This window comes from Aminobacter sp. P4_H6_2 (assembly GCF_056400805.1).
Window position 1 is genome coordinate 1 of sequence record NZ_JBFUKO010000974.1, and the last position, 1,338, is coordinate 1,338.

Sequence of the window (1,338 nt, forward strand, 5' to 3'; positions counted from 1 at the left end):
GGTCATRGATGTATCCTGCCTTGTGGTCTTGGCTCATTCCAAGTCAAAAGCGGAGTTGTGGAAATGGCGCTACCTAGCGGCCGTTTGCTTGTTGTTGCCCTGATGGCGCTGGCGACAGCGGCATGCCAGGACAGCGGTCCCCAACCGCGTTTCATTTCGAATTCCGATGGCGGCGGCCAGCCGGTGGAGGCGCCTGCAGCAGCTGCGCGCGAGGTCAATACGGCGGACGCGTCTCAAAGCAAAGGCTATTTCATAGAGTTTCGCTCGCGCTACGCGCTGAGCTATGGCCACACTTACGTGGTCTTTGGGCGCTCGACCAAGGATGGGGAAATGATCAATCCGCAGGTCGCGGGATTGCATCCGGCCTCGACAAGCGAGTTTCCTTATGTCCTGGGACATTTTGTGCCTGTCAAATCCGAGACGGGCTGGAGCGACGGTGATCTGGAAGAACAGTACCGGTCGGCCAGTTGGCGGGTCATGCTGAGCGAAGCCGAGTATGATCAAGTCGTTGCGAATATTCGCAAGCTGCAGGCAAGCTCGCCCGTCTGGCAAGCGGCAGTCTATAACTGCAACGCATTCGTGGCCGACATTGCACGTTCGATGGGTTATAAGACGCCCGCCATCCAAAATCGGCCGCAGCAGTTCGTAACCAAGCTTCGCGAGATGAATTCTGGCCGAAGGATTGCAGTTAAAACTCCCTCTGTCACATCGGCTGGCTGAGTTCGGAAAAGTCGGTTAGCTGCAGGGTTGCTTGCGAGCCCTGTCAAAGGCCTTAGGAACGTAGATTGAGCATTTCGATAGCGTCAGTAGGCCAGACCGCGTGGGTTCTTGGTATCGTTGGGTGGTACATTATCCGCTACCCGTTCGAGCGTCGCGCCAAGCGGGTCCGGGTCGTAAGCGACCGCCGTTCGCGTTCCGACGCCACCGGGCTTGCGTGCGCGCTCTTCGGTCTCGCAATCTTTCCGGCGTTTTATGTCGCTACAGGCATTCCCGAAGCGGCCGACTATCCGGCAAGCGCATGGGCAGTCGCTGTTGGAATCGTGCTGTTTGCGGCAGCACTGTGGGTTTTTCATCGATCTCACAAGGAACTCGGCCGGAACTGGTCGATCACGTTGGAGATTCGCCAGCAGCATGAGCTTGTTTCGGGTGGCCCATACGCCTTCATTCGCCATCCCATGTACACCTCCTTCCTGCTGATGGGCCTTGGCCAGGCCTTTTTGCTGTCGAACTGGATTGTTGGGTTGGCTGGGCTGGTTGGCTTCGCAATCCTTTTTTTCCTTCGAGTGGACAAGGAAGAGCGTATGATGGAGGAAATTTTCGGCCCGCAGTACCGGGCCT

The 1,338-nt window shown here is 57.3% G+C and carries 2 protein-coding genes; both read left to right on the plus strand.

Annotated features, from left to right (window positions below):
- Positions 1-63 precede the first annotated feature (63 nt).
- Positions 64-720 (plus strand): hypothetical protein, encoded by a 657-nt coding sequence (locus tag AC1DUU_RS32195; RefSeq protein WP_476787346.1) that lies wholly within the window; start codon positions 64-66, stop codon positions 718-720.
- Between the two features lie 71 nt (positions 721-791).
- The coding region (locus AC1DUU_RS32200; protein ID WP_476787347.1) for a protein-S-isoprenylcysteine O-methyltransferase at positions 792-1,338 on the plus strand (547 nt) is incomplete at its 3' end.

Bases quoted from the DNA above. Each gene is read 5' to 3' on its own strand.
- AC1DUU_RS32195 (WP_476787346.1), top strand. From the start codon at position 64: ATGGCGCTACCTAGCGGCCGTTTGCTTGTTGTTGCCCTGATGGCGCTG.